This is a genomic window from Pseudoalteromonas sp. 2CM28B, from assembly GCF_023161935.1.
This window is the reverse complement of sequence record NZ_JALNTH010000026.1, coordinates 53915-77531: the sequence shown is the minus strand read 5'-3', so window position 1 is coordinate 77531 and position 23617 is coordinate 53915. Positions and strand designations below refer to the sequence as shown.

Annotated in this window: 22 protein-coding genes; 10 read left to right on the top strand and 12 right to left on the bottom strand. The window is 40.8% G+C overall.

The window, feature by feature from the left end:
• The first annotated feature begins 136 nt into the window (after positions 1 to 136).
• Positions 137 to 1774 carry a methyl-accepting chemotaxis protein gene (locus MTN96_RS25740; protein ID WP_248533125.1) on the top strand — a complete coding sequence of 546 codons (1638 nt, stop codon included), beginning with the start codon at positions 137 to 139 and terminating at the stop codon, positions 1772 to 1774.
• Between the two features lie 220 nt (positions 1775 to 1994).
• Here MTN96_RS25740 and MTN96_RS25735 read toward each other — a convergent pair whose 3' ends face one another.
• On the bottom strand, positions 1995 to 3530 hold the full coding sequence (locus tag MTN96_RS25735; protein ID WP_248533123.1) for a leucyl aminopeptidase family protein: 1536 nt from the start codon (positions 3528 to 3530) through the stop codon (positions 1995 to 1997).
• A gap of 239 nt (positions 3531 to 3769) precedes the next feature.
• Entirely contained in the window at positions 3770 to 4822 is a 1053-nt protein-coding gene (gene dinB, locus MTN96_RS25730; protein WP_024031675.1) for a DNA polymerase IV, read from the bottom strand.
• Between the two features lie 473 nt (positions 4823 to 5295).
• On the opposite strand from dinB, the gene MTN96_RS25725 reads away from it, so the two are divergent.
• The 3 genes from MTN96_RS25725 (at position 5296) to MTN96_RS25715 (ending at position 7869) form a co-directional block, all read left to right on the top strand.
• Positions 5296 to 5718: a thioesterase family protein gene (locus MTN96_RS25725; RefSeq protein WP_004588512.1), complete on the top strand. Its 423-nt coding sequence runs from the start codon at positions 5296 to 5298 to the stop codon at positions 5716 to 5718.
• 66 nt (positions 5719 to 5784) lie between these two features.
• Complete coding sequence (locus MTN96_RS25720; RefSeq protein ID WP_248444290.1) at positions 5785 to 6837, top strand: aldo/keto reductase; 1053 nt, start codon at positions 5785 to 5787, stop codon at positions 6835 to 6837.
• 108 nt (positions 6838 to 6945) lie between these two features.
• A complete protein-coding gene (locus MTN96_RS25715; protein ID WP_374275937.1) occupies positions 6946 to 7869 on the top strand; it encodes an ABC transporter substrate-binding protein in 924 nt (307 codons plus the stop codon).
• Here MTN96_RS25715 and MTN96_RS25710 read toward each other — a convergent pair.
• The 6 genes from MTN96_RS25710 to MTN96_RS25685 form a co-directional block, all read right to left on the bottom strand.
• Positions 7826 to 8440, bottom strand: coding sequence for a fumarylacetoacetate hydrolase family protein (locus tag MTN96_RS25710; RefSeq protein WP_055254728.1), 615 nt, complete (start codon positions 8438 to 8440; stop codon positions 7826 to 7828). The genes MTN96_RS25715 and MTN96_RS25710 overlap by 44 nt on opposite strands.
• Before the next feature lie 15 nt (positions 8441 to 8455).
• Complete coding sequence (locus MTN96_RS25705; protein ID WP_029774157.1) at positions 8456 to 10426, bottom strand: response regulator; 1971 nt, start codon at positions 10424 to 10426, stop codon at positions 8456 to 8458.
• A 61-nt stretch (positions 10427 to 10487) separates the two neighbouring features.
• Positions 10488 to 10949 carry a response regulator gene (locus tag MTN96_RS25700; protein ID WP_024031669.1) on the bottom strand — a complete coding sequence of 154 codons (462 nt, stop codon included), beginning with the start codon at positions 10947 to 10949 and terminating at the stop codon, positions 10488 to 10490.
• Complete coding sequence (locus MTN96_RS25695) at positions 10950 to 12434, bottom strand: ATP-binding protein (RefSeq protein WP_138577593.1); 1485 nt, start codon at positions 12432 to 12434, stop codon at positions 10950 to 10952. It abuts the gene before it with no gap.
• 27 nt (positions 12435 to 12461) lie between these two features.
• Positions 12462 to 12677: a hypothetical protein gene (locus MTN96_RS25690; RefSeq protein WP_004588505.1), complete on the bottom strand. Its 216-nt coding sequence runs from the start codon at positions 12675 to 12677 to the stop codon at positions 12462 to 12464.
• A 212-nt stretch (positions 12678 to 12889) separates the two neighbouring features.
• Complete coding sequence (locus MTN96_RS25685; protein WP_024031667.1) at positions 12890 to 14230, bottom strand: sigma-54 dependent transcriptional regulator; 1341 nt, start codon at positions 14228 to 14230, stop codon at positions 12890 to 12892.
• 238 nt (positions 14231 to 14468) lie between these two features.
• On the opposite strand from MTN96_RS25685, the gene MTN96_RS25680 reads away from it, so the two are divergent.
• Positions 14469 to 14987: an NUDIX hydrolase gene (locus MTN96_RS25680; RefSeq protein WP_054983507.1), complete on the top strand. Its 519-nt coding sequence runs from the start codon at positions 14469 to 14471 to the stop codon at positions 14985 to 14987.
• A 182-nt stretch (positions 14988 to 15169) separates the two neighbouring features.
• Entirely contained in the window at positions 15170 to 16546 is a 1377-nt protein-coding gene (locus MTN96_RS25675; protein ID WP_248533121.1) for an NAD-dependent succinate-semialdehyde dehydrogenase, read from the top strand.
• A gap of 155 nt (positions 16547 to 16701) precedes the next feature.
• Here MTN96_RS25675 and MTN96_RS25670 read toward each other — a convergent pair whose 3' ends face one another.
• Entirely contained in the window at positions 16702 to 17034 is a 333-nt protein-coding gene (locus tag MTN96_RS25670; protein WP_248533119.1) for a hypothetical protein, read from the bottom strand.
• A 379-nt stretch (positions 17035 to 17413) separates the two neighbouring features.
• Here MTN96_RS25670 and MTN96_RS25665 point away from each other — a divergent pair, with 379 nt between their 5' ends.
• Complete coding sequence (locus MTN96_RS25665) at positions 17414 to 18034, top strand: hypothetical protein (RefSeq protein ID WP_248533117.1); 621 nt, start codon at positions 17414 to 17416, stop codon at positions 18032 to 18034.
• A 166-nt stretch (positions 18035 to 18200) separates the two neighbouring features.
• Here MTN96_RS25665 and MTN96_RS25660 read toward each other — a convergent pair whose 3' ends face one another.
• The 3 genes from MTN96_RS25660 to MTN96_RS25650 all read right to left on the bottom strand — a co-directional run bounded on the left by MTN96_RS25660 (position 18201) and on the right by MTN96_RS25650 (position 19991).
• Positions 18201 to 19280, bottom strand: coding sequence for an endonuclease/exonuclease/phosphatase family protein (locus MTN96_RS25660; protein ID WP_248533115.1), 1080 nt, complete (start codon positions 19278 to 19280; stop codon positions 18201 to 18203).
• 23 nt (positions 19281 to 19303) lie between these two features.
• Complete coding sequence (locus MTN96_RS25655) at positions 19304 to 19666, bottom strand: hypothetical protein (RefSeq protein ID WP_248533113.1); 363 nt, start codon at positions 19664 to 19666, stop codon at positions 19304 to 19306.
• Between the two features lie 76 nt (positions 19667 to 19742).
• A complete protein-coding gene (locus MTN96_RS25650) occupies positions 19743 to 19991 on the bottom strand; it encodes a TIGR03643 family protein (protein ID WP_054983514.1) in 249 nt (82 codons plus the stop codon).
• 118 nt (positions 19992 to 20109) lie between these two features.
• Here MTN96_RS25650 and MTN96_RS25645 point away from each other — a divergent pair, with 118 nt between their 5' ends.
• From MTN96_RS25645 to MTN96_RS25635, 3 genes are all read left to right on the top strand, one after another.
• Positions 20110 to 20802: an ABC transporter substrate-binding protein gene (locus tag MTN96_RS25645; protein WP_248533111.1), complete on the top strand. Its 693-nt coding sequence runs from the start codon at positions 20110 to 20112 to the stop codon at positions 20800 to 20802.
• A gap of 11 nt (positions 20803 to 20813) precedes the next feature.
• Positions 20814 to 21470, top strand: coding sequence for a YoaK family protein (locus MTN96_RS25640; protein ID WP_055254741.1), 657 nt, complete (start codon positions 20814 to 20816; stop codon positions 21468 to 21470).
• A 74-nt stretch (positions 21471 to 21544) separates the two neighbouring features.
• Positions 21545 to 23605, top strand: coding sequence for a TonB-dependent receptor (locus MTN96_RS25635; RefSeq protein WP_248533110.1), 2061 nt, complete (start codon positions 21545 to 21547; stop codon positions 23603 to 23605).
• The last annotated feature ends 12 nt before the right edge of the window (positions 23606 to 23617 follow it).

Here is a 23617-nt window from a genome sequence, read left to right as displayed (position 1 = left end):
ACGACTAAATAGACTAAAGGCTGATTGAAAAATCAGCCTTTTTTTTGTCTTAATAAGTTAGTGAGCCTAGATTAAACGCTTTTTTTAGCTACGCTTATTCTATGCGCTAAGGCGTACACTAATTGAGGACAAATTAATGCTTAACCTACGTAGTTTCAGTATTTTCCAGCGTTTTTTACTGTTAATAGCCATTGTTGTATTTGGCTTAATAGTACTTAGTATATCTAGCTTAACTCATCAATATAGCTCACTCAAAAACGAGCAATATCTAAAAACCCAAAATGTAGTAGAAACGGCATACAGTGTTATTGAGCATTACCACCAGCTTGAACAAAACAATACACTCACACAAGCGCAGGCTCAAACACAAGCACTGGCCGCTATAAAAGCGCTGCGCTATGACAAAACAAATTACTTTTGGGTAAACAACTACCAGCCCCAAATGGTAATGCACCCAATAAAGCCTGCGCTTAACGGTAAAGACTTAAGTAATAATAAAGACCCCGACGGCAAAGCACTTTTTGTAGAAATGGTGAACATTGTAAAACAACAAAAAGAAGGTTTTATACCTTATAAATGGCCAAAACCAGGAAAAGACCAGCCGGTAGATAAAGTCGCATTTGTAAAAGGCTTTAGCCCGTGGCAATGGATTATTGGCTCAGGCGTATACCTAGATTCAATAGATGAAGCATTTAGCGAGCAGCGTAATCTCATCATAATTAGCGCTTTAGTTATGATTATTGCTGTCATTTTATTAAGTTACTTTATTGGTAAAAGTATACTCACGCCTACTCGTCTTGCCGCAGACATGATGAAAAACATATCGCAAGGTGAAGGTGACTTAACACGTACGCTAAACGAATCGGGCAATGATGAAATATCAGAGCTATCACGCTCTTTTAATTTATTTGTTTTAAAAATGCGCGAGTCGTTAGTGCATGTATCGCACAGTGCAGATGATGTAAGCAGACACGCTCACACGGTGGATGAGTCAAGTAGAACAAGCCACTCCTTCATTGAACTACAAAACGACAGTTCCACACAAGTAGCCGCCGCCATGGAGCAAATGACGCACCAAATTCATGATGTGAGTCGTAATGCCGACGCCGCAGAACAAGCAGCCAATGATGCAGCGCACAATGCCTCAACCGGTAAAAACGTGGTAGCGAATACCATTACCGCCATAGAAACACTCTCAAGTAATATAGAAACAGTGAGCCAAGTAACTGAAGATTTAGCAAACGAAAGTAACAATATAGGCTCTGTGCTTGATGTGATCAGAAGTATATCGGAGCAAACAAACTTACTTGCACTCAACGCTGCTATAGAAGCGGCTCGTGCAGGCGAGCACGGCAGAGGGTTTGCAGTTGTTGCCGATGAAGTGCGCACATTAGCCAGTAGAACCGGGCAAAGCACAGATGAAATTCAAGCCATGATCACTAAATTACAAGAAGGCGCTAAAGCGGCAGTAGAGGCGGTAAAATCAAGCCAAGCACTGTCGGTGACCACGGTAGAGCAGGTTTCATCTGCCGATACATCGCTCAATGAAATAGAAAGGCTGGTATCTATAATTACCGACATGAACAGCCAAATAGCCCGTGCCACCGAGCAGCAAACACAAGCTGCTGACGAGGTTAATTTACGTATTAACGAGCTATCTCAATCAACCGAGCAATCACTAAATAATACAAAGCAACTTACCGATGCCAGCGATAACCTTAAACAAAGTAGCCAAGGGCTTTCGAGCGTGGTTAATCGCTTTAAATTAAAATAATTAAAAAACAGAAGCCCTGAATTAACAGGGCTTTTTTATTGTATAAGCGTTTTTAGCTTATACCATTTCGCATAATTAAGTGATCTATTTTTAGGATGGAAAAACGTGTTGATGGCTAGGCAAAAAATTTGCTATTTAGTTGTTCTAAATGAGAATTTTTTAACACAGATAGCGACACGTTTAGCCCCGAAAAATGATTAAGTATTATTGCGGATTGGTATTACATACAGTAGCGTGCAAATAAGCTGGTTACTGATGCTGCGGTTGGCTTGCCGTGCTGCCAATCACCGCCTTCAACACCACTACCAGCAATGTCCATATGTACATAAGGAAGCGGCTGCTCAGAGTCGTTACCGTGTTTATCAAGCCCACCAACAACGGCTAAAAACGCCATAGGGAATTGATGCCCACGGGCTGTAACAGCAGAGGCCGCATTATTGCTTGATAAAACATCATCAGCGAGGGTACGCGGTTTGATAAAGTCGTAATCTTCACGGCGAGAGCGAGAAACCTCAGCCGCATCTGCCCATAAATCACCACAATCCGCTATTTGACGAGAGATATTAGCACTACGTGCAGGTCCGTTTTCAACATACGCTCCGTAAGGACCCATAGCACGTGCCGCATGGCCTGTAAGGGTTGCTACGGTGAATAATGTTGGGTTAACTTCACCTTTGGCTACATCTTTCATTTCGCTAAGTAGGTCACCCATAGCTAAACGCCCTTCTGCATCGGTGTTACCAATGCGTACACGCACGCCTTCACGGCTAGTGATAATTTCATCTGGTACAAAACAATCTGAGCCAATTGAATTACGAACCACAGCTAAGTAAGAAATAACTTTAACGCCTTTAGGTTGGTAATCTGCCACGGCTTTCATAAAGCCCGCAACGGATGCAGCCCCGCCTTTATCACGGCTCATACCCGCCATGTAACCGCCTACTTTTAAATCGGCGCCGCCGGTATCGTAAACTAAGCCTTTACCAACAAACATTAGCGTGCGCGATACTTCACCTTCTGGCACGTATTCTAGCTTAACAACACGTGGGTGGTGGCGCTCAACCGCATAAGATGCGCGAGCAACGGTGCTAAGCATAGGGTAGTTTTTATCTATAGTGTTAATATCGTCAATCACATCAACCGCTACTTTAGAGCCTTTAAAAAGCTCAACACAGTAATCAGCAAAACGTGGTGGCGCCATACGTTCAGGCTCAGTACCACATAAATCACGTGCAGCATATTGCCCTGCTGCAATTGCATTTACAGCTTTAACTGTTTGCTCATTTGCATCTATTAAACCTATTTGCGTAATAGGCTCAATGCTTTCGCCGTGGTATTCGCGCGCCTCTAAAGGTTGCCATAATGCTTGGCATGCGCCTAAATACGCCACTTCTAATGCATGCTGGTAACGCGCATCTGTATGTAATTTTGGTAAGTAAATAGCAGGGTTTACACTACCCGCGGCTTTTGCTTCGTTAATCGCTAGCTTAGCGGCATCAAAGTAGCGTCTTACATCATCGTAATCGCGGTTAAGCGGCCCCGTAGGTGCTAAAACAATGCGTACATTATCAACCACTAAAAACGTAACTTGTTTACCAATACGAGAATCTACTTTAGCGTGTGATTCGATAGCATCACTTAATGAGTTATTGGCTAATTGAGAAAAGTCATCACTAATTATAATAAGTGCATCGTGAGAAAATGAGTCAAAGCTTGCACTAAGTGATTGTGCAGCTATCGCTTGAGGATATGCCATAAGTAAAACTCCTGTTAGAAAACATAAGGGGCTATTATCGTTGATATAAAAACACAAAACCAGCCAACTGCGATCAGCTCATTTTAATCTGGCAACTTGGTTTTACAGCTAACTAAAGTGACTCAGTGTTTTAAGAAGAAACTAACAACCACTATATAGCTTTTAGTAAAGGCAGCCCCTGCTTGCTCCACGTTTAAATTACTTTGCTAAAGCACTCTAAATTGCAAAAAAGCGTGTAGTTAATCAAGAATACTCAGTTGCAAATTTAAATTAGGTTCATTTTTAACACCCACTCCAATACCTAATAAACGCACTGGTTGCTGCATCCCGCGTTGATACGCCTTAGAGAGTAATTCAGTAAAAATAGCAGTATTTAATTGATGATGAGCTTGATCAGCTGAGGTAACAACAAAGTTTGCAAACTTCACTTTTACACTTAGCTTATTAATACGGTTTTGTAGCTGTTGCTTATTAAGGCGCGCTGTTAGCTCTTCCAGTAATTTAGGTAACTGATCTAAACATTCTTGTAAGCTGTTTTTGTTGTATTCATAGGTGTGTTCAACACTAAGGGATTTACGGACTCGCTCAGTGGTTACTTTACCAATATATTCGCCAGCACATTTTTGATAAAGCGATACACCAAAATTCCCCACATGCTGCTGCATCCAATTAACGCCTTTCTCGCGAACGTCTTTACCTGTGTATAACCCCTTTAAATTAAGCTTTTCGAGGGTTACTTTGCCCACACCAGGGATTTTACCCAGCGGTAAATTATTTAAAAACGCATCAACTTCATCCGGTAAAACCACAAATTGGCCATTGGGTTTATTTTCGTCACTGGCTATTTTGGCAATAAACTTAATGGGGGCAACCCCGGCAGAGGCAGTAAGGCCGGTATCGTTATAAATATCTGCTCTAATTTGCTGAGCAATAAGCGTTGCGCTGCCTTTGCATGCGGTGCTGTTGGTTACATCTAGGTAAGCTTCATCAAGCGACAGCGGCTCTATTTGGTCGGTATAGCGTTTAAATACAGCGCGTATTTGGTTAGAAATTTCTTTATAAACCGCCATGCGCCCAGGCACAATAACTAAATCGGGACATAATTGCTTAGCGTGGTAGTTAGACATAGCCGAGCGAACACCATATTCGCGCGCTATATAATTTGCTGTAGAGAGCACACCACGACGGCTATTACCACCAATCGCTAAAGGCACACTGGCAAGTTTGGGGTTATCGCGCATTTCAACCGCTGCATAAAAGCAGTCCATGTCGATATGAATAAACTTTTTCATTACCACATAACAACTGTTTATTTATACAGCCATTATTAAGGATTCACTTTCATTAATCAAGTCCATTAAAGCCTGTTTAGCTTGCTAAAGTTAAAGCGCGACTAGGTGTAGCGCGTTAAACCGTGCAAGCTTTAAACAGCTTTTTTAAAACGGCTGCTTAAAGCGCTTTGATTTTTTAAAGCAATGTAGCCAAAAAACAAACTCCAATAAAAACCCCGCAGCTAAAAGCATTATGCCGCCGGAGGCATTACCCATTGCATAGCAAGCAAAAGACGCTATAAAAACTAAACTGGCTAAAGCCCAATTAATTATATTTTGCATGTGTGTTCTCGTGTGTGTTGTCTGTGTTATTTAACTGTAGTCCTAAAAATAAATAGGTACAATCATCTTATAAAAAAACATGGCATTTATTGTCTTGAGCTACAAACACCATATTGATAACCTCATTCATTTAAAACTAAGAGTACACATACATGCAAAGGTTCAAAGATCAGCACCCTATTCATACCGATATCACCGTAGCATGGGCCGATATGGACGCCCTACAACATGTTAACAACGTGGTGTACTTGCGTTATTTTGAAATTGCGCGTATCGATTTTCTAAATAAAATAAATCAGTTTGATACGATTAAACCTGGTGGAATAGGCCCGGTCATTAGTGAAAACAATATTCGCTATAAACGTCCAGTGACCTTCCCTGATACCTTAACCGTAGGTATTACTATTTCAGATATAAAAAGCGACCGTTTTATGATGAATTACTCTGTATTTAGCCATGCTCAGCAAGCTATTACTACCACAGGCTATTCTCAAGTTGTTATGTTTGACTTTAAAACAGGACAAAAAGCGGCGATTTCAGAGCCATTACTATCGGCACTACACCAATTCGCTTAAGTAGGTTTATTGCGAATTGATATTAATTATCCACTCTCAAGATCTTACATAATTTAAGGATTTTAAATGCAATACAGTCCGTTAGGCAGCAGCGGTGTTGATGTTTCTAGAGTATGCTTAGGCAGCATGACTTGGGGTAAACAAAATACCCAACAAGACGCCGATGAGCAAATAGCTTATGCCTTGGCACAAGGCGTTAATTTTATCGATACTGCCGAAATGTATGCCGTTCCTCCTTCACCAGAGACCTACGGTAAAACAGAGCAAATTATAGGTAACTGGCTAAGTCGTAATGCGCAAAAGCGCGGTGATATTGTATTGGCGAGTAAAATTGCAGGCAATGGCTTGTCGTGGGTACGAGATGGCGGCGATATAACACGCAGCGCTGTCATTGAGGCCGTAGATAACTCGCTGAAACGCCTACAAACCGACTACATAGATTTATACCAATTGCATTGGCCTAATCGCTCTACCCCACATTTTGGCAGGCAGTGGCCAGGTAAACTCACTTTTAGTGACGTAGATACTGAGCAACAACAGGCGGGTATGCTTGATATTTTAGAGGGCCTTGATGAGTGTGTTAAAGCTGGGAAAATAAAATATTGTGGCCTATCAGATGACACCCCATGGGGCATTAGCCAATTTTTAAATTTAGCAAAAGCGCATAACTTACCGCGTATGGTGTCTATTCAGAACGAGTTTAGCCTAGCGCACGCTAAAGATTGGCCCTACTTAATTGAGCAGTGTATCCATGAAGACATTGCTTATTTACCTTGGTCGCCGCTTGCTGCTGGCCTGCTAACGGGTAAATACCTAAACGGCGCGCGCCCAGCGGGCTCGCGTTGGACATTTATGCAGCGCAATGGCATTTTTAGAGATACCCCTAACGCGCAAAAAGCCACGCAGCGTTATGTAGAGCTTGCACACGCAAGCGGCATAACCCCAGCCCAATTGGCACTTGCTTGGTGTAATCAAGTCGATGGCGTTACCTCATCAATTATTGGTGCGACCAGCATGGCCCAATTAAAAGAAGACATTGAGGCTTTTAGCATAACTTTAAGCGACGACACGCTAACTGAAATTGGCACTATTTTTAAAGATTACCCGCAGCCGTATTAAACCAAAATAATAGGCAGTTTTTTTACTGCCTTTTTCTCTCTTACATTTGAACATATACAAAGTAAAACTATACTAAAGTTACCTTAAAATGATTGTTTTTAGTGAGTTATGCTTAGAAATGTAATTTTATTCTTTGGTGTACTAGGTGGTTTAATGCGTTACGGGTACGCTGACAATACTCATCCAATTAAAGAAATTGTATGGTTACAAAGTTACACGCCCCCGTTTCATATGGATAAAGATTCGCATGCGCCGCAAGGTGGTATTTGTGACAACCTCACCGAGCAACTAATTAACAGCATTGATGATGTAAAACATACACGACTAATCGTGCCGCAAGAGCGAATTAATAAGCACTTAAATGAAGGCGATAATGTATGCTTTCCGTGTGTTATTCATAAAAAAACAGCCAATGGGGTGTTACAGTTTTCTACCCCCACCACGGTTTACCCGCCTTTTTCGGTTTTAACCACTCAAAAACTTGCTCCAGAAATACACGCTAAGCATGGCAGCCCTATTAAACTTATACATTTATTGTCAGACGAGCAATATGTATATGGTCAAGCCGCGGCGCGCAAGTTTACTTCAAAAATTAATAAAATAATCGAAAACACCACGGTGTATCATAAAGCATCGCTAAGCTGGAGCAGCGAAAATGAAAGCCAAGCTGTTATTGCTCGCTTAAGTCGCGGCTTTTTAGATTACACAATAGACTACCCGTTTATGGGGGATTATTTTGTCAATCACAGTAAGTTTAAAAATATAGTCAGTTTGCCAATTGAAGAAGACCCCAGAGAGTTTGTTTTAGGGGCTATAGGGTGTGCAGTAAGGGCACCGAATGATTTTGCTACCAAGGCGCTTAATAAAATAAATAAAGCGCTACATAAGCAGGTATTGCAATCGCCTGCTTATATAAATAGTCAGCGCTTTTGGTTAGAGCAAAGTTTTCCGCAGTTTACTAAGCATTACCAACAGCAAATACTTAACCCTATTGCGCCTGCCAGCTCTGCGATAACAAGCAGGTCGAATTAGCATACAAGCTTACTGTAAATACGCTGTTTGCAGGCACTTCCCCTACGCCTGCAGGCGTTCCTGTCATTATTACATCGCCATTTTCTAAGTGCATAAACTCATTAATTTCACTTAAAATATCTTTAGGCTTATGTATCATAAATTGCGTATCGCCTTGTTGAATAACGTTATCGTTAATTTTAAGCTCAAACGTAAACACCTGCTCAGCATCCGCTATAGCGACAAAGGGCGTTAATAATACCGAGCCGTTAAACGCCTTGGCGCGCTCCCACGGTAGCCCTTTATTTTTAAGCTTACTTTGCACGGTACGTTTAGTTAAATCCAACCCTAAACCTACGCCTGCCAACTCATTATTTTTAATAACAAAACACAGCTCGGCTTCATAGTGCAGTGTGTCGTTATTGTGCGTAGCAAATAAGGTATCCGTTATGGCACTGTTCGGTTTATTAAACAATACCATTTGATCTGGTAGCTCATTATTAAGCTCGGCAATATGCGCGGTGTAATTACGCCCAACGCATACTACTTTAGAGGGCGTTAATATCTCACTTTCTAGTTTTATCGACTGCATAAAATAACTTCTAAATTACGAGCTTATCAAGGTTTCTAATAAGCTCAGGTTAATCGGTTTCAAAAGTACATGATTAATATTTAAATCTTTGATCTGCTTAGGATCGGGCTCTGCACCACTAACAATCACTAAGCTTAAGTCAGGGTAACGTTCGTTAATTTGCTTCCCTAAATCTACACCACGCCCGTCAGGTAAGTGCATATCTAGCAATACCTTATTAAATTGTTGGTCATGATTGAGGGTTTGTAAACACTGTGCACACGTTGAGGTAATAACGGTTTCTACCCCTAAACTTTCTAGCAACAACTGCGTAATTTGCGCTGCATCTTGGTCGTCCTCAACCAATAAAAAGCGCTGTTTTTTCTCTATTACAGCTTTGTCGCTGTGAATGTTTTTAGCTTGAGGCGCATGCTCTGGCGATACTAAGTAATCTTGTAAGCATTGATACAAAGAAGAGCTATCAACGGGCTTTGGTATTACATCGTTAAAGCCAAGGGCTGCCAGCTCTTCATGTATGCCTTTCATAGTGGCGGCAGTAAGCGCAATAATTGGGCCTGTGTAGCCCATTTTTCTAAGCTCTATTGTCGCTTCTTTACCACCCATTACAGGCATATGTATATCAATAAAAATAATATCATAAGGCGAGCGATACGCCTCGGCAATTCTTACTTTTTCAAGCGCTTGCTGGCCATGTTCGGCGTAGTCTACGCGTGCGCCACAGGTACTGATCATATGACCTACTAGCATGCGTAAATCGCGCAAATCATCAACCACTAATACGCGGCCGGTCACTTTGCATGGTGCTGATTTTGTCTGTAGTTGCGAGCCACTACTAAAGTTTAATACTTGGCGTTCTACTTCGCTTATATCACCTGGGTACACCGAAATAGTAAAGGTAGAGCCTTCGCCCATTCTAGAGGTTAAATCAATACTGCCGTGCATACGCGCTAATAGCTCGGCACAAATAGCAAGGCCTAGGCCTGCTCCGCCAACAGAGCGCGATTCTACATCGGCTATTTGCTCAAAGGGTTTAAAAATTAATGCTTGTTTTTCAGGGGCAATCCCCATGCCTGAATCTTTAATACTAAAAAATAGCATTTCTTGGCCTTCAACCCACTCGGTCCAGGCACTAACCACTATTTCGCCCTTTTCGGTAAATTTAACCGCATTATTGATTAAGTTAATGAGTATTTGGCGTACGCGGGTGGCATCTACTCTAACAATAAGAGGTAAGGGCTGTAGAGACTCAAAGCGAAGGTTTAAGCCTTTATCAAGCACAGATACACGCATTAAGGTGTAAACATCAGCCAGCATGCTATCTAAGTTTACTTCACTTAAGGTGAGCTCTAATTTGTCGGCAGCAATTTTAGATAAATCGAGCACGTCGTTTAACAAGCTCAGCAAGTGCTTACCGTTTCGGTAAATAACCCCTAATTCGTTTTCGGCCTGTTTGCTAAAGTCGCTTTGCAGCAGTAACTCTGTGTAACCTAATATAGATGAAAGCGGGGTACGTAATTCGTGGCTTAAGTGGGCTAAAAATCTGTCTTTTGAGCGGTTCTCTGCCTCGGCTTTTAAACGCTCTACTCGCTCGCCTTCAACATCTTTACGCGCTAAAGCATAACGTATAGCGCGAGCAAACCGGCTCGAACTCATTTCTGTTTTTATAAGGTAATCTACCGCGCCGGCATCTAGTGCTGCAGAGTCTAATTCATCATTAGATTGCCCTGTAAGCATAATAATTGGCCCGCTAAACCCATTAGCAATGGCCTTTTTTAATACACTTAGCCCATTTGAGGCGCCTAATCGATAATCAAGCAAACAAATATCGTGATCGTTTTTACTTAAAATGCTTATTGCTTGCTCAGGAGAGCTTATCCATTCTATGTCAAATGTATGTGAATCTAACTGATCTAAGTAGTCGCAAGTGAGAATGTAATCATCTTCATCGTCTTCTACTAAAAGTAAGCGAGTCACTTTATCTAACATACTACCTCCTTTTAATTGCATTTAATAAGCCCCTAATTAGGGGCTTAATGTTGCTACTTATTTAGTCGTTAAACGTTGTCGGCAGCTCTACAAATTCTACCCAGTATTTTCCTAGGGTTTTCATTAAATCAACCAAGCCATCAAACGTTACCGGTTTAGTAATATAAGAGGCCGCTCCTAAGTTATAGCCTTTAACCATGTCTTCTTCTTGCTTAGAGGTGGTTAAAATAACAACCGGTATGCCTTTAAGGTTTGGGTTTGCCTTAATGGCCTCAAGTGCTTCACGGCCATCCATACGTGGCATATTTAAATCAAGCAAAATCAACCCTGGGCGTGGCGATGAATTTTTATCTTCAAACTTACCCTTGCGCTCTAAGTACTCTAATAATTCAACCCCATCTTCCACAAAATGCAGCTCGTTTAATACACGGCTTTCGGCTAGCGCATCTTGCGTGAGTAGGCGATCATCCTCGTCATCATCTGCCATTAATATTGTAATAGGTTTCACTTTTGAATACGGCATCTAAGCCTCTCCTTGAAGTGTGAAAAGCGTTGTTTCCACAGGTAATTTTATTATGAAGGTTGCCCCTTCACCGTCTTTACTATGAGCAGTAATTATCCCACCATGCCGCTCAACTATACGCCTACAAACTGAAAGCCCAATCCCTGTGCCTTTATATTCCGAACGCCCATGCAGGCGCTGAAATGGTACAAATATTTTATCAGCATACTCTTGTGAGAAACCAATACCATTATCTTTTATGGTAATAATTTGCCAACCCACTTTTTCGTTATGCTCTTCACTAAACTCGTCTTTGTGCTCGTACATTACGCTTATGTGTGGCTCAACACCTGGCTTTCTAAACTTAACAGCGTTAGACAGTAAGTTTAAAAACAACTGCTGCATTTGGCTTTTATCGGCTTGTATAACCGGTAGTTCGCCCACCTCTACGTGCGCATTGCTTTCTTTAATGGCAACTTCTAAATCACTTAAAATGTCGTTAACTACGCCTTTTAAGTCAGTGTCATCAAAGTCTCTACCTCGCGTTGTTACCCGCGAAAACTCTAGCAAGTCGTTAATAAGGTTAGACATACGTTGCGCTGCATTTTTCATACGGCCTATATAATCTATGCCTTTTTCACCCAGTTCATCTTTAAACATGGTTTCTAGGCGGTCACTAAATGCTTGAATTTTTCGTAGTGGTTCTTGTAAGTCATGGCTGGCAACAAACGCAAACTCTTCAAGCTCACGGTTTGAGCGGCTAAGCTCATCTGAATATAAGGTCAGCTCTTGCGTGCGCTCAGACACTTTTGTTGCAAGTGTTTCGTTTTGTATTTCAAGCTCCTCACGGTATTTAGCCGCGTTTCTTAAGTTTAGGCGTGTTAATAAAAACATACCTATTATTAAAAGCGCACTGGTTACCGCTGTAATAGCAAAGGTGATTTTTGCTTCATTTTTTATTTGTGCCAGCTTAGAAAAATGGCTCACCTTAAACAGTAATTCTCGGTCTTGAATATCATTAACTTTAACGCGAATATCTTTGTACAGCTCTCGCCCTCTGTGCGTATTTAATACATATAACGCACGGCGCTCTTTGTCATTAGTAGCCAACTTAACCGTTTGTTTAAGCTCTTTAATTTTAGCTTCTGTTAACACTAATAGCTCAGCAATTCGCTCAGCTTGGCCATCAATTTCAGAGTGTAGAGACTTTACATGCTCCATTTGCGATTCTATTTGCCCTATCGCATCGTAATAAGGCATTAAGTAGTCTTCTTCTTCGGTGAGTAAGTAGCCGCGCTGGCCAGACTCTGCCTGCACAATTGATAAGTGAAGACGCTCAATAGCATCGGCTAATAAGCTGGTGTTATCCAAGCTTTTTTGCGTTTGCGTTAATCCCTGAATAGTACTTAATGCCAAAACTGCATTGCCAACAACAATACACAGTACTATTGCGATAAAAGCGGCCCACGTTATATTCGTTTTACCCTGCTGCTTTTGCTTACTCATTATGTGTAAATACCTAATTTTAAATGACTACTTATTATTAAAATCAGTAATGTTTTGCAAGCTTTCGCTACATTGCTGACAGTTTGAAATTATTTTATCGAGTGCTGCTAACGCTTTGTCTTTTGGCATATCGTTTTCTAATACCAGTTTAATGAGCTCTGCATTCATAGAAATTCTATTCAGTGGAGCTCTTGCATCATGTACCAATTTATTTAGCGTATTAACTTCTTTTTCATCACTCATATTACTTCCTATACTTATTCAACCTGAACTCTGGTTAAGAGACTTACTAAAATATTAAATTATAGTGATAACCAAATTCTTTTCTCTAGCCAGAGATTTTCAATGAAAACAAGGCGAATTTACGCGTCAATAGCTGGCCTATTGCAAGCAAATTTAACGCAGTTAACGTTGAAAATAGCTGCTAGAGATAGGTTTATTATTCAGAGTTCAGGTTATTTATATTCTCCAATTCCGCCGTATGCGTTTAATCGGTTATACAATGTTTTTGTACTGATCCCTAGCATTTGCGCAGCTAGCGTTTTATTACCTTGCACCTTATCTAGCGTGGCGTGGATTAACTCTTTTTCGACTTCTTCAATGGTTTGCCCTGCCGAAACGTGGTTGTCGGCCACTTGCGTATTTACACGCGAAAACGGCGACTCTAAGTTATCCGGAAGTGTAATTTCGCTCGATTGTGGGTCGCTCATAATAAAGGCGCGATGGATAGCGTGGCGAAGTTCACGCACATTGCCTGGCCACTCGTATTGCTGTAGTTCTTTTAGCTGCTCATTGTGCCAATAAAACGAAGTGCCATTTTCATCATTAAGTTGCTCTAAAAAGGCTTTCGCAAGCAGTGGAATATCTTCTTTTCGCTCTCGCAGCGCAGGAATATCAATGGGGAAAACCGCAAGTCTAAAGTAAATATCTTCACGAATAATATTGTTTTGCGCTAAGTCGGTCAGCGAACGGTTAGTCGCAGAAATAACGCGGCAGTTTATAGGTAATTCACGATTGCCGCCTACACGTGTTACTTTTTTAGTTTCAAGCACACGCAGTAAGTTTGGCTGCATATCTATAGGCATTTCGGTTACTTCATCTAAAAATAACGTACCGCCGTCTGCTTGCTCAAATACCCCTTCTTTACGGGCAATTGCACCTGTAAAAGCCCCTTTTTCATGGCCAAATAACTCACTACCTATTAGCTCTTTAGACAAAGCACCACAGTTGCTCGCCACTAAAGGGCCTTCGCATTGGCTAGCGTTATGAATTGCTTGGGCGACCACTTCTTTACCTGCACCGCTTTCCCCCATGAGCATCACGTTAGCATTGGTTTTAGCTACGCGCTCTATCATGGTGTAAAGCTTTTGCATTGGCTCTGATTCACCAATTAAGCTATTAAAATGGCGAGTAATAGCCGGAACTTTAGCTTTTTTAGCTGTTTTTTTAGGGCCGTTTAATACCAGCTCTAGGTCTTCGCGTTGCAGCGGCTTTAATAAATGCCCAACATCTTGCTCACACATGTCTGCCAAAATCCCTTTTACTGAAGGGTGGCCAGAAATAAGCGTCACTTTTGGAGACTGCCCAATCATTTTTAAATGGTCGAGTAAATGAAGACCACTGCCATCTGGCAGCATAAAATCGAGTAATACGTGATCAAAGGTATTATTTTCAAACCATTGATGTGCTTCTTTTAAGCTAGTTGCAGTACAAATGTTGTGCCCGAGGAATTCGACAATGTGGCAAACAACGTCACTAAATTCAACGTCATCATCGACTAAAAGTATGTTTAACATGATAAATCCCTATGCTTTTCTTCTTATTCTACGCACCCTATTTTGCAAATAAAAGGGGCTACTAGAATCTCTTAAAAATGATTAAACTATTGAGTCTTTTAACGTTTAATTTTAACAACCCAGTATGTACGTAAACTTAAGCCATACCGATCATAATTTTTAAAAATAATTAGAATTATTTTTACTACTCGCCTAAGTATACCAGCTGATATAATTTTGCTTTTAAAAAGGAGACAAAATGCAATTATTAAAAACAATGGTCCACCCTGGCATAAATTTAAACCAAGGCACTCAATTTACCCGCCGCACAGGCCGCGCCATTGTGATTAAAGATGCACACATTTTATTAATGTATACCAATCGCTACGAAGACTACAGTTTACCCGGCGGCGGTGTAGATGAAGGTGAAACCCTAGAGCAAGGGTTAATAAGAGAGCTTAGCGAGGAAACTGGCGCGCAAAATATACAGGTTATTAAACCCTTTGGGTTATACGAAGAGTACCGCCCTTGGTACAAAGACGACTTTGATATTATACATATACAGTCGTATTGCTATTTATGCGATACAGACAAAGAGCTTGGCAAAGCACAGCTTGAACATTACGAGCAACAAAATGGTATGACGCCTAAATGGGTCAATATATACGACGCCATTGCACACAACGAGCGCACAATGAGCCTTAGTGAAAAGCAAGGGCTGTCTATCATTCGTGAAACTTACCTACTAAAACAAATAGCACAGCAACTATTTAACTAAGGCTGTAAAATTTGCATAAAGCAGTATTTTTTACTGCTTGCTCATCACTCGCTTTTTATTTACATCCCACAATTAAATTTAAAGCGACTACTATTCAATAACTTAAGCTCTATTTTACTTTATAAAACAAACTGGCTTTGTGTTTGCACCCTTACTGATAACTAATTTGTAAGGAGATAAAAATGAGTAACACAGTTAAAACAATCAACCCCGCAACTGAACAAACCATTGATACCTACACGCTGCTTTCTCAAGAGGAAGCTGAGCAGGTAGTCGAAAAATCTCACGAAACATATTTAAAATGGCGCCAAACCTCATTTACCGAGCGTGCTAAGTATTTAAATAAACTAGCCTCTTTATTTGAAGATCAAAAAGAAGCCATTGCTAAGCTAATGACCGAAGAAATGGGTAAAGTGTACGAGCAAGGTTTTCAAGAAATTGAACTGTGCGCTGGTATTTGTCGTTACACAGCCGAAAACGGCCCACAAGTACTTGGCGATGAAGAGCGCGATATGGATGGCGGCCGCGCTATTGTTAGCTACCAACCAACGGGCGTTTTATTAGGTATTCAGCCTTGGAACTTTCCGTTATACCAAGTAATTCGTTACAGTGCTGCTAACATTATGGCCGGTAACACCACCGTACTTAAACATGCCGGTAATGTATTTGGTATGGCAGAGAAAATCGATACCCTGTTTAAACAAGCGGGCTTCCCTGAATATTGCTTTAGCAACTTACTTATTGATGGCAAAACTGCCAGCGCGCTTATTTCACACAAAGCAATCAGCGGCGTAACATTTACAGGCAGTGACGTTACCGGTAAAAAAGTAGCTGAAGAAGCAGGTAAATACGTTAAAAAAACAGTGCTTGAGCTTGGTAGTAACGATGCCTACTTAGTACTTGATGATGCAGATTTAGACCTTGCTGTTGAAACCTGTGTTACAGGGCGCATGATCAACAACGGCGAAACCTGTGTATCGGCAAAACGCTTTGTGGTTGTAGAGTCATTATATGATGACTTTAAAGAAAAAATTAAAGCGCAATTTGAAGCATTAAAAATGGGCGACCCAATGGCCGAAGATACCGATCTAGGCCCAATGGCACGTGAAGATTTACGTGATAAAATTCACGACCAAGTAATGCAATCTGTTGAAGCAGGTGCAAATGTTGTAACAGGCGGTGAAGTACCATCGCAAACAGGTTACTACTACCCACCGACTATTCTTGATAATTTATCGCCGGGCATGCCAGCATACGATGACGAGTTATTTGGCCCTGTAGCCTCGCTCATAAAAGCAAAAGACAACGACGATGCAATGCGTATCGCCAACGACTCTCGCTATGGTTTAGGCGGTGGTATTTTCTCTAAAGATGAGAAAAAAGCCATTGAACTAGCTAAAAAACACTTTGACACAGGTATGATCAACATTAACGGTTACGGCCTTGCCCAACCCAACCTACCGTTTGGTGGTGTTAAAGAAAGTGGTTACGGCCGAGAGCACGGCGGCTTTGGTATGCGCGAATTTGTGAATATCAAATGTATTATGATCAATAGCTAATATAGCTTTAAATTCCAATACATAAAAAACCTAAAAGTGGGTAACCGCTTTTAGGTTTTTTTCTTTAAAAATTAGATTACAGCAGAGCTCACCCTTATTAAGCCCAAACTACTGCGCAACCACACGCTAATAGCTGAAAATATGCATGTTTCTTCTTAATCATTATCAACATTAAAAAATAATATAATAAATTCTGAGGCACTAATTGCAGCTAGTTGCATTATCAGCAAAAACATAATACCCACTCCAGCTTGAGGATCAGACTTTATACCAAAAATGAGAACTGGCGCTAAAATAATAGTAAATAATGCAGCTATAATTCTGATAAGAAAGAGTCGTTTATTTTGGTAGTTATTAGCGTTCGCTAAAAAATACAAAACCAAATAAGGTAATAGCATAAACGCAAAGCCAATGTCAGTTGGCATCCAGTACTTAATAGCAACTGCAACTAAAGATAAAACAGCAAGCGCCTTAACTGGGTAGTACATTTTTTATAATTTACACGCTTTCCTTTGCACGCAGTGCTTTATTACCACCATAACAAAATATTGCCGATAAATATAAAAACGTTAATTATCCAACGCAATCTATTTATTAGACTTAAGCTGACAGGCAATAATGAGCGATATATAGTCATTATGGGGGCTTTAGCTCAGTTATAATAAGAAGATACTTTCTCCTTTTTCACATATTGAAATAAGCTATATTAATCATAATATTTGTATCTGGTAATAACTTACAGCATTTGTTACTAATATACGTTAATAAAATAAGGATGTTTTCGCGCTAAATAGGTAAAGTTTCCTCTGATAAAGTGTTAACGCTCTTATTTATTTGCCTTAACTCATAAAGGAGAGAAATATAAACATGATTGAAAGTAAAAAAGTATGGAATTGGACAGCAGGTACTTTAGGTATCATTATACTTGGAGCTATAGGAAGTGGAGTATGGCAGATTATTGGTGAACCGTTAGTTACCAGTTCATTAAAATTTATTATTGATTCAATGGATCTCTTGTTTTCTTCTTATAAAGATTCAATCTATATAAAAGCATCCAAAGGGCTTCATGAAAGCTCCGCTAATAGTACTTATACACTTATAATTTTATTGTTTTCTACATTACCTGTAGCATTCATCGCTGGTAAGAAACTTGGAAAAAGGTCAAGTGATAAGGCTTTTAGTGATATTGATAAAGGTGATGTTAAAACCTTAACTGTAGTGAAAATAGCAATGGTTTTAAACTTTGTGCTAATGATCTCTTTGGCTTTAAATATTGTAACATCTGTTTCTTACGCTAATAGAATTGTTGTATATGTAGATACCTCTTTAGATAGGCTTGCTCCACATGTTGAGCCTATTAAAGTTTTAGAGCTTCGAGCTCGCTTTAGAGAAGTTAAATCTGCAGAAGATTACTATGCACTTTATGAGCAAATTGAATCGTTATTAAAGGTTAACAAATTAGAGTCATTAGCGGTAGAGCCTTTATAAAAGCACTAACAACCTAGGGGTAAAACTTGACTTTGCAATCAAGGTTTATGGATATTCGCTTTTGCCCCTCTTCTGCCACTCGACAACATAAATATTGATTATAACTGGTAAGGTATTTTACTGTGTCGGATGGCGCTTCGCTTATCCGACCTACACAAGCTAACAGCTAGCCCTCCTCAAACCTTGGCACTTTTCGCTTATCGGCTTTGCTCATAGCAAGCTCTTGAATTTCTTCTTGCTTTAGCTCTTTTGGCTTATCTTCTAATGAATGCTGCCTGGCGTTTTCATACACTAGCTCGGTAAGTAGTGCAAAGTGGTCTGAGCCATATTTAGCAAGGCGCTTAATGCGTTTTACTTTAAAGCCTTGGCTGTGAAATAAATGATCGAGCGGCCAACGCATAAAAAAGTAACTTGCGTGAAAGGTGTTATAAAAGCCACGGCCTTTACGTGGGTCTAAAAAACCACTTATTTGCATAAATAAACGGGTGCTGCGCGACCATGCCACATCGTTTAAATCACCGGCTACAATGGTCGGGCGTGTTGGCTTTTTAAGTGCTTTAGCGACCATTATTAGCTCTGAGTCGCGTGGGCGCGATGAGTCTTCTTCTGTTGGGCTTGGTGGCGCGGGGTGTATAAAGTGCCCTTGCATTTCAAGGCCTTCATTGTTTTCGAACAGGATATGAATTGAAGGAATATCATCTTCAATGAGCTCACATATTTGCGCATCAAGAATTTTAAATTTACTGTATAAATGCATGCCGTAGCGATTGTCTTTAGGGCATTCAATATAATAGGGGTAGTTTTTTTTAAGAACAGCTAATTTGTTTTCCCACCAGCTGTCGCTTTCAAGGGTAATTAATAAATCGGGCTGGTGTTTATCAACCAGTGAGATTAGTTGCTCACTATTGTGGTTTGACATAAGCACATTAGCCGACATGATTCTAACACTGTGATCTTCGCTCACTGAGGCCGTTTTAACTTCTTTTTTAGCAAGCCAAGTGTAAGGAAATATCCACTTACCTTGTAATGCCATGGTTAGTAATGCGGTTAAAGCAGTATACAAATACCCGCTATTGCCGCTTTGCCACAGTAAATAAAACGATATAATTGCAACAGCGCTGGCTATATAAAATACCTGTAGTCGAACAAAGTCGCAGCTGCGCACTAAGTAGTGCTGACTGTATGACATAGGTAATAAGGTCACTAATAAAAAAAAGCCAATGATTATAGCCAGTGCAATAAGCATTTAAATATCCTTATAAATTGTACTTAACGAGTTAAAATTGAAAGTATTTCTCGGGTATCGTGCACCATGTGTATAACTGTACTGTCTATTTTTATACTTACTGTACCATTATCTCTAGAACGTTCAATAACGCGGCCTTGTTTATATACGTTGCGGTCTAGGTAATCGCCTCTATGGTAACGCTTACTTAACCCTGGTGGCGTCCACCCAGCACGCACTAACTTTTTTTGCTGCTTTTTAGATAGTTTCTTACTGCTTTTATAGCTGTGCTGCTGATGTTTATGGTGACCATTTTTATGGCCGTGATTGTCTTTGTCGGGCTTTGCCTGTGCATTAACGCTAACCAAGGCACCCGCTAAAAAAACCGTATATAAAAACGCTTTCATAAATAATCTCTAATAATGTTAATAGCTAAAGATTATCAAACACGCCTGAACATCATATGAAACTGCAAGCAGCTATTTATCTCGGCTTATACTGTGTTTTGCAATGGCTGCGCATTATGGCTGGGTCTCGCAGTTTTAAATGCTTGGTTTTACGCCCTGCGTGGCGTTTGCGCCACACTTTAAAACTCCCCTTTGAAATATGCTCTCGCATAAACACGACCAGCTGTGAATAATTAAGCCCGTATAACTGCTCTATAGCCTCAAAGGGGGTTCTGTCTTCCCACGCCATTTCTATAATTCGCGATTGCTGCTCTGCGTTAAACATGGTTATCTCTTAAAATTTAAACTTATACGAGAAGAAAAAATACATAGATCATCACCTCAAAACCGAATATCGCTGTATAATAAACACACTAACATAAGAAAAAATCGGATTTACATTTATGCGCACATTATTGCTGCTTTTGGCTTTTAGTTTTTCTTCGCTTTTATTAGCAGCGCCTAATAAAACATTGCGCTGTGCAACTACTCATTACCCGCCTTTTACAATTTATGACGATGAAACACATACCTTTACGGGCATAGACATAGACTATTTAACTTTTATAGAGCGTAATTTGGAGGTAACCATTGAGTTGGTGCATTTACCGTGGGCACGCATTAAAAAAGAAATGACGTTAGGTTACTACGATTGTTACTTTGCGCTGGCAAATAATACCGAGCGTGCGCAATATTTAGAATTTACCACTGAGCCACTACACACCACCCAATTTGGTTTATTTAGCACAGAAAAAGCAAACCTTAATAATGACTTATCAAATTCACGCATTGCTATGCTAAGAGGCGTTAAATTACCCAATGTACTGGCAAAAGAATACAATATTAAACAAAGCAACTTTATGCATTCACTCTCCACTAAAGCCACATTTGATTTGCTTAATAAACAGCGTGTTGACTACGCAATTACTAATTATCAAGCCGGCTTATGGTACTCAAAAGGCTATAAAAACATACATGCTAAGCAGCTTGAAGGCTATGCCCTACCTGTTTATATTGCTTTTAAGCATGGCGTGGTCAACACCGCAATCGTTGATGAGCAAATAAAACGCTATAAAGCGCAATTCGGTGTGCATTAATAAGGTAGGCAATGTTAACTAAATTACCAAATTGGGTTGAGTACGGCGCGTTTACACTCGCCTTTATTGCTGGCATTGTGAATGCTGTAGGGTTATTAGGGTTTGAGCATCAGGCTATTTCTCACCTTTCCGGTAGTGTTACTTTACTTGGTATAAAACTAATGAGCAGTACCTCTGCTGCGTTACTACTAATGAGTATAATTTTAAGCTTTATGCTTGGCTCTGCCCTTTCTGGTTTTTTACTTACCGGCGGCTCGTTAAAGCTGGGACGCCATTACGACACCCTATTATTTATTGAAGGCCTATTACTGCTTTTAAGCACCTATTTACTCAGCCGCGCCCATGTTTATGGCATTACGCTTGCCTCTGCCGCCTGTGGTTTACAAAACGCCCTTGCCACTAACTACAGCGGCGCAGTAGTGCGCACCACTCATTTAACCGGTATTTTTACCGACCTAGGTTTAATGATAGGCAAAGCGCTAAAAGGTGAACCCTTTGATACCCGCAAAGGCGTAATATTTATACTTATTATTGCCGGCTTTTTATTAGGTGGAGTGTGCGGGTTTATGCTTTATGAGCACTTAGCCCTACTTGCTTTAACCGTGCCCGCTGGGGCTTGCTTTATATTATCGCTAACTTATCGGGTATATAGAATACGCGCACTTTAACGCAACCGGTTTAAAAACCGTTTAAAACACCTTACCATGGCGTTAATAAAGCGTTACTCACCTTAAAGGAATGTATGAAACCTTATATTTTGCCGCTGTTATTGCCTCTCAGCCACGTTGCACTTGCTGATAAGAAAAACGATGATGCAATAGAAACCATAACAACCACCGCATCACGTACAGAAGCACTGGCTACCCCCTATCCACTTACTATTAGTACCTTATCTGAAGCGCAGTTAAATAGCATTGCGCCTACTCATGTTGAAGAGTCGTTACAGCGTATTGCAGGTGCTAACGTACAGCGCGGAAATGGGCAAGAATACCTACCGGCACTTCGCTCGCCTGTGCTCTCGGGCGCGGCAGCCTGTGGCGGCATACTAACCCTTGAAGATGGCATTGCACTGCGTGCTGCAGGCTTTTGTAATATTAACGAGCTTTTTGAAGCGCATAGTGAAATGGCGCAGCGCATAGAAGTACTCAAAGGCCCCGGCTCTGCACTTTATGGCTCAAATGCTGTGCATGGTGTTATTAATGTAATAACGCCCGATACCACGCAAGGCGGTGGATTAGTCGGGCTTGATTATGGCTCATACGGATATGCCCGTTATAAGCTTCGCGCTGGGCAAGACTACGGCAACAGTGGTATTGGCATAAACGCCAGTGTTACCGACGATACCGGTTACCGTGATGATGAAAGCGTTAAACAGCAAAAAATAAATATTCGCCACCGCTTTGAGCACTCAAACCTATTGCTTACCTCTGGCCTTACATACACAAATTTAGATCAGCACACTGCGGGCTTTATTACGGGTTTTGAAAGCTATAAAAACGAAGACATAGCACAGCAAAACTTTGACCCCGATGCATTTAGAAAAGCCCGCTCATTTAGAGCGTGGAGCAACGCCCAGTGGCAATTAAAAAACGGCAATGTGCTTTCTATTACGCCTTATGTGCGCGACCAAAGCATGGACTTTTTTAAGCACTTTTTACCTGGCACCCCGCTTGAAACCAACAGTCAAACAGGCATAGGTGTGCAATCGCTTTATCAACATAACTTGCAAAGTAATGTAAAAGTAAACCTAGGGCTTGATGGCGAATACACCCGCAGCGATTTTACTCAAAGTCAAAACGAGCCAACTCAAGGCTCTGCATTTTTAGTAGCCACAGTACCGCAAGGCAAACACTACGATTACGATGTAAACGCAACCCTGTATGCGCCGTTTGCATCAATTGAGTGGCAATTAAATAAATGGTTTATTAGCGCCGGCCTCAGGTATGAGCATATGCAGTACGATTACACTAATAATATGCTCACAGGGCGCACAACAGAAGACGGCACAGAATGTGGTTTTGGCGGTTGTCGTTATAGCCGCCCAGCCAGTGGTAAAAATAGATTTAGCAATACCTCACCTAAATTTGGCGTGAGCTACAAGGCCAACAATAACAATACGCTATACGCTAACTTTTCCCGTGGCTACCGAGCGCCGCAAGCGGCAGAGCTTTACCAATTACAACGCGAGCAAACCACCGCCGATTTAAACCCCGAAATAGCCAATAATGCCGAGCTTGGCTTAAAAGGATATTACAGCAATATAAGTTACGCATTGGCTGTGTATGCTATGAGCAAACACAATACTATTTATCGCGATAGCGACTTCTTTAACGTTAATGATGGCAGTTCACGTCACAGAGGTATTGAGCTTGAAGTAGATTATGCATTAAGCAAAACGCTTAACTTACAATTTGCAGGTACGCATGCAAAGCACACGTATACCAATAATCAGTTAATTAATGGGCTAAATATAAACGGTAACAACGTAGACACCGCGCCTCGCAATGTGGCTAACCTTGATTTAACTTGGCAAGCCTTTAATAACCTAGCGCTTGCACTGCAATGGCATAGCGTAAGTAGTTACTATACCGACCCAGAAAACCTACATAGCTACGAGGGGCATGATATTTTAAGCTTGCGTGCAAAGTGGCAAGTTACCAATAATTTAGAAGTGCTTGCACGTATAATTAACCTTACCGATGAAGCTTATGCTGAGCGTGCTGATTACACCAGCTTTACTGGCGATAGGTACTTCCCTGGTAAACCGCGTAACGCCATGCTTTCGGCTACGTACACGTGGTAAAACCATGTATAA

Bases quoted from the DNA above. Each gene is read 5' to 3' on its own strand.
- MTN96_RS25635 (WP_248533110.1), top strand. From the start codon at position 21,545: ATGAAACCTTATATTTTGCCGCTGTTATTGCCTCTCAGCCACGTTGCA.
- MTN96_RS25705 (WP_029774157.1), bottom strand. From the start codon at position 10,426: ATGTTAGATAAAGTGACTCGCTTACTTTTAGTAGAAGACGATGAAGAT.
- MTN96_RS25655 (WP_248533113.1), bottom strand. From the start codon at position 19,666: ATGAAAGCGTTTTTATATACGGTTTTTTTAGCGGGTGCCTTGGTTAGC.
- MTN96_RS25680 (WP_054983507.1), top strand. From the start codon at position 14,469: ATGCAATTATTAAAAACAATGGTCCACCCTGGCATAAATTTAAACCAA.
- MTN96_RS25740 (WP_248533125.1), top strand. From the start codon at position 137: ATGCTTAACCTACGTAGTTTCAGTATTTTCCAGCGTTTTTTACTGTTA.
- MTN96_RS25715 (WP_374275937.1), top strand. From the start codon at position 6,946: ATGCTTAGAAATGTAATTTTATTCTTTGGTGTACTAGGTGGTTTAATG.
- MTN96_RS25725 (WP_004588512.1), top strand. From the start codon at position 5,296: ATGCAAAGGTTCAAAGATCAGCACCCTATTCATACCGATATCACCGTA.
- MTN96_RS25640 (WP_055254741.1), top strand. From the start codon at position 20,814: ATGTTAACTAAATTACCAAATTGGGTTGAGTACGGCGCGTTTACACTC.
- MTN96_RS25660 (WP_248533115.1), bottom strand. From the start codon at position 19,280: ATGCTTATTGCACTGGCTATAATCATTGGCTTTTTTTTATTAGTGACC.
- MTN96_RS25720 (WP_248444290.1), top strand. From the start codon at position 5,785: ATGCAATACAGTCCGTTAGGCAGCAGCGGTGTTGATGTTTCTAGAGTA.
- dinB (WP_024031675.1), bottom strand. From the start codon at position 4,822: ATGAAAAAGTTTATTCATATCGACATGGACTGCTTTTATGCAGCGGTT.
- MTN96_RS25675 (WP_248533121.1), top strand. From the start codon at position 15,170: ATGAGTAACACAGTTAAAACAATCAACCCCGCAACTGAACAAACCATT.
- MTN96_RS25670 (WP_248533119.1), bottom strand. From the start codon at position 17,034: ATGTACTACCCAGTTAAGGCGCTTGCTGTTTTATCTTTAGTTGCAGTT.
- MTN96_RS25690 (WP_004588505.1), bottom strand. From the start codon at position 12,677: ATGAGTGATGAAAAAGAAGTTAATACGCTAAATAAATTGGTACATGAT.
- MTN96_RS25685 (WP_024031667.1), bottom strand. From the start codon at position 14,230: ATGTTAAACATACTTTTAGTCGATGATGACGTTGAATTTAGTGACGTT.
- MTN96_RS25700 (WP_024031669.1), bottom strand. From the start codon at position 10,949: ATGCCGTATTCAAAAGTGAAACCTATTACAATATTAATGGCAGATGAT.
- MTN96_RS25665 (WP_248533117.1), top strand. From the start codon at position 17,414: ATGATTGAAAGTAAAAAAGTATGGAATTGGACAGCAGGTACTTTAGGT.
- MTN96_RS25650 (WP_054983514.1), bottom strand. From the start codon at position 19,991: ATGTTTAACGCAGAGCAGCAATCGCGAATTATAGAAATGGCGTGGGAA.
- MTN96_RS25735 (WP_248533123.1), bottom strand. From the start codon at position 3,530: ATGGCATATCCTCAAGCGATAGCTGCACAATCACTTAGTGCAAGCTTT.
- MTN96_RS25695 (WP_138577593.1), bottom strand. From the start codon at position 12,434: ATGAGTAAGCAAAAGCAGCAGGGTAAAACGAATATAACGTGGGCCGCT.
- MTN96_RS25710 (WP_055254728.1), bottom strand. From the start codon at position 8,440: ATGCAGTCGATAAAACTAGAAAGTGAGATATTAACGCCCTCTAAAGTA.
- MTN96_RS25645 (WP_248533111.1), top strand. From the start codon at position 20,110: ATGCGCACATTATTGCTGCTTTTGGCTTTTAGTTTTTCTTCGCTTTTA.